4 protein-coding genes, 1 tRNA gene and 1 pseudogene are annotated in these 3,797 nt (G+C 64.2%); 2 read left to right on the top strand and 4 right to left on the bottom strand.

The features are described from left to right. Positions 1-413: 413 nt before the first annotated feature. The 3 genes and pseudogenes from ACFU5F_RS42110 to ACFU5F_RS42100 form a co-directional block, all read right to left on the bottom strand. Positions 414-929 (bottom strand): DUF6518 family protein, encoded by a 516-nt coding sequence (locus ACFU5F_RS42110; protein ID WP_383898954.1) that lies wholly within the window; start codon positions 927-929, stop codon positions 414-416. A 282-nt stretch (positions 930-1,211) separates the two neighbouring features. Continuing rightward, entirely contained in the window at positions 1,212-1,673 is a 462-nt protein-coding gene (locus tag ACFU5F_RS42105; protein ID WP_383898952.1) for a lactococcin 972 family bacteriocin, read from the bottom strand. Positions 1,674-1,843: 170 nt separating this feature from the next. Beyond that, positions 1,844-2,005 (bottom strand): annotated as a pseudogene (locus tag ACFU5F_RS42100) (helix-turn-helix transcriptional regulator); the annotation flags it as partial. Between the two features lie 10 nt (positions 2,006-2,015). Here ACFU5F_RS42100 and ACFU5F_RS42095 point away from each other — a divergent pair. Together ACFU5F_RS42095 and ACFU5F_RS42090 are read left to right on the top strand one after the other, a co-directional pair. Continuing rightward, the gene (locus ACFU5F_RS42095; RefSeq protein WP_383898950.1) at positions 2,016-2,381 is read left to right on the top strand and encodes a hypothetical protein; all 366 of its coding nucleotides are present in this window, start codon (positions 2,016-2,018) and stop codon (positions 2,379-2,381) included. A gap of 29 nt (positions 2,382-2,410) precedes the next feature. Next, a complete protein-coding gene (locus ACFU5F_RS42090) occupies positions 2,411-2,803 on the top strand; it encodes a hypothetical protein (RefSeq protein WP_383898948.1) in 393 nt (130 codons plus the stop codon). Positions 2,804-3,395: 592 nt separating this feature from the next. Here the strand turns inward: ACFU5F_RS42090 and ACFU5F_RS42085 are convergent. Next, positions 3,396-3,480, bottom strand: a tRNA-Ser gene (locus ACFU5F_RS42085). Positions 3,481-3,797: the final 317 nt, after the last annotated feature.

The raw sequence follows: 3,797 nt of genomic DNA, 5'->3' as shown, positions 1-3,797 counted from the left end.
CGCTCGAACAACTCCCACAACTCATCCGGCACCAGACGCTCCACGATGTCCACGAACGCAGACTACCGACCGAGCCAAATGAGACGTCCTCTTAGGGTGTCCGCGCCTCGGGTCTCCCCTACGCGACGTGAGGGCCTGACGCCACCACGGCAATGACCGGACACCGCCCACGGCAACGGCCCCTGACCGTATGACCTGGTCAGGGGCCGTTCACTCGGCTGTGGGTGGGGGATTTGAACCCACGGTGACTTGCGCCACGACGGTTTTCAAGACCAGTTGGCCCTGAGTGATCACTCGTGACTTGACCTGCTGTTTCCTTCCCCGAGAGCACCTGGCGACGGCGGCGCTGGCCAGGTTGGCCAATTCCGGGGCCGCCTCGTCATTCAGGCGCAGCCCACACAGGTCACCCAGCTCTAGGACGACGCCTCAGTCCGCTTTGCGGCTCCTCGACGCCAGTTGTCAAACAAGGCGTAGCCTATTACGGCGAGGACGGCCACGATCGACAAAGCTCGGACAACGCTCCAAGTTGTGCCCACAAGCGATTCTTGAAGTGGAGCTTCGTGTTGGAGCCGCATGGAAGTCTCGCCAATAGCCACGATCGGAACAAGCACCTGAAACAGGACGCGGAATCGGCCCCGGCGTGCCATGTGCCCACTTACCCCCAAGATCGGCCCTAGGATGCAGGACACCACGCACCAGAGCACGGCCATCGACAAGAATTCACCAAACGCGAAACTAGTTGTCTGCCCTGTCGGGTCGCTCAAGTCTGCCGACTCGTAGTCACCTTGCCCCGCTTTCACCGCGTAGTAGGCGAGCACCGCAATTAGTAGCGCACTCGTCCCTAGAGCGGCGGATCGCACTTTTGATCCGGTTTCGGCCATGCCTACGCAAAAGGCCAGGGCTGCCCAACTCCATCCGGCGCTAAGCACAACGGAGGCGACATGCCCCGCGTCCCCGCCCGTTGACTCGAACAACGGGCCGCTGATACCGACAATGACGCCAGCAACGACGGATGAAACGAGAGCGGGAACCAAGGGGCGCACAGAAGGTCAACCTTGAGAGTAGGTGCCCATCGAGAGCAAACGAACAGGCTGTTACCCGCGACGGCGCGCGGCATGAGGAGGCTAGAGGGCGATGCCTGACGAGCCGAAGCCCGGGCCATTGGCGCGGACCAAGAACTTCAGCAACGCAAGCGCGCCTGGCAGCTATTTCTAGTATTTGCCCCAGTAGGTGTAGCAGGTGTGTGCTGGGCCCGCCACCCCGGCAGCCTTCGCCCAGATGTCTTTCTCTCGGATGTCCTTATCCGTCTGACTGGCGATGGCGATGGACGCTGAGTGCTTCTTGGTCGGGTGGATGTAGTTCGAGTAACACCTCTTTTGTCCCGAAGTAGTAGTCGATGTGCCGTAGCTCCACGTTCCGCCGCCCACGCTCTCGCTCGCCATCGGGGTCCGCGACAGCGCGGAGGAGTCGAGCGGAACCGCCACGACGCCCCACTCCGTGGGCTTCTCACCGTTCGGGCCGATCAGCGCCGCCGGCGTCTTGACACCGCTGGACGCGGTGTAGATCTGAAACTGCGGAGTTGCCAAGGCGGGCGCCATGGTGGCGGCCAGAAAACCAGTGACCGCTACTGCCGCAACGGTGACACTTGCGCCTGTCTTCCCGAAGAACTTCAATTTCAGGCCCCCTTTGTATACACGTTGAACTTTGAATCATCAGACTTCAAAGATCAACATATAAGATCAAAATCGGCCAAGGTCATTTGGCCAGCGGGAATGATTCGGACATCCGGTGGGCGGCAGACGCCGTGGCCCGACCAGTCACACCTTGGCCGGCACCGAGATGCTCAAGCTCCACGGAGACCTCGAAGAGATCGAGATGAGCCGCGCTGTTCGCAGGTGTTCCACCACGCGTCCAGGTCACTGCGACGGCAGCGAAGCTGACCGTTCGGCAGCTTGATGAGTTTGGGAGCCTTGCCGCGGGCTCGCATGCGGTAGAAAGGCAGGCGCCGACGCGCAGTGCTGAGCAACTGCCTGCGCCTCGCTGTGGACCACGAGTTGCTGCCCGGCAATCCGCTGCTCCGCGTGCACTGGGAGACGCCCAAGGCAGTGGAAGAACTGGACGTACGCAGCGTCGCTACACCGGCACAAGCGCGGGCGCTGCTGGACGCGGTCCGCGCGCAGGGACCGCGCGGTGCTCACCTGGTCGCGTTCTTCGCGTGCATCTACTACGCGGCGATGCGCCCGGAGGAAGTGTCCATGCTGAGCGCTGACAGTGCGACCCTCCTGCGGAAGGGTGGGGACGGCTCATGCTCGCTGGCGCACGACCGCAGGTGGGGTCCGCGTGGACAGACGACGGCAAGCCGTACGGGGAACGGCAACTGAAGCATCGGGCCCGCCGCGCTGTCCGGCCCATGCCCATTCCTCCGGTACTGGTCGCCATCCTGCGCGCCCACGTCGACGAGTTCGGGACCACACCAGAGGGACGACTCTTCAGCGCCGTACGCGGCGGGCCGATCCGTTCACAGGAGTACGGCGCCGCGTGGAAGGAGGCCCGTCGGAAGGTGCTCACGCCCGCGCGGGTCGCCTCTCCGCTGGCCGCGATCCTGTACGACCTGCGGCACGCCTGTGTGTCGTTCTGGCTCCGCTCCGGGGTGAGCCTCGCCGAGACAGCCCACCGCGCGGGCCAGAGTGTGGCCGTGCTCCAGCGCTACTACGCCAAGGTACTGGACGGCGAAGAAGCCAGAATGAACGCACTGATCGAACAAGGACTGGCCGAACATGCAGGGGAAACCGACAGTTCCTGAGGCCGGCCATTGAACCAGCTGAGGGAGCCAGAGTCTCCCCTCACTACCCCTGTCGATCATCTCTACCAGTTGGTACCGTGCTGAGAGTTGTTCGCACTCATGCCCTCTATGCCTGATTCAACCCACTCCCCCCCGGGGCAATCAGGCAGCCCCCGGGGCGCCTCAACAGAGGTGCGGGGCAAGGGCGGAGGGTGCATGGACAGCAGTTGGGTGTGGACAGCAGTCGGTGTTGTAGGAGGTGTGTCTTTCGTCCTCAATTACGCACTTGACCAGGTAGCTCGGTCCGCGTCGCGAGTGACCACCGCGGTTCGCGCCATAAAGAAGGCAAAGGCCGCCCTGAAGAAGTCCGAGTAATACAGGCCCCTGTGGGTTCGTCCACAGGGGCCTTACCGCATCCCCGAATGGGATCGTCACCCGGCGGGCACCTTGCGTGGAGCGAGCGCACCGAGGATGAAGCTTGGCCGCAGGTTGGCCGCACGCACTGGTCAGAGGCGGGATGCCGCCGAACCAGGGTGAGACAAGGTGCATGCAGAAGGGGTGCCACTCTCCCGAGTGGCACCCCTTCTGACCTGCAGGCTTCTGACCTGCGATGCGGTGGGTGTGGGATTTGAACCCACGGTGACTCGCGCCACGACGGTTTTCAAGACCGTTCCCTTAGGCCGCTCGGGCAACCCACCCACGCCCAGCCCACCTGGGGCGGAGCGGGTACAGACTACCCGGCGCGGGCGGTGCTCGGGGCGTGGTCCACGTGGGGACCAGTGGCGCGGGGCATGGTGGCTCCGCGCGGGGTCCGGGGCGGAGTTCGGCCGAGTGCCGGTGGTGCAGAACCGCTACGACAGGCGTGGGAAAGAGCGTTGAAATGGGAGATCGTCATCCCGGTGTCGGCGACTTCGTCGCGCCGGCGGCGCTGTGGACCGTCGAGCCCGGAAGTGCTCGCGCTCACACCGTCAGGGCGGCAAAGCGCCCGGCGCCGGAGCACCCCACTGTGGGGTGC

The organism is Streptomyces sp. NPDC057438 (assembly GCF_042802995.1).
Taxonomy (GTDB): Bacteria; Actinomycetota; Actinomycetes; order Streptomycetales; family Streptomycetaceae; genus Streptomyces.
This window is presented reverse-complemented; position numbering and strand designations above follow the sequence as displayed.

Bases quoted from the DNA above. Each gene is read 5' to 3' on its own strand.
- ACFU5F_RS42090 (WP_383898948.1), top strand. From the start codon at position 2,411: ATGCCCATTCCTCCGGTACTGGTCGCCATCCTGCGCGCCCACGTCGAC.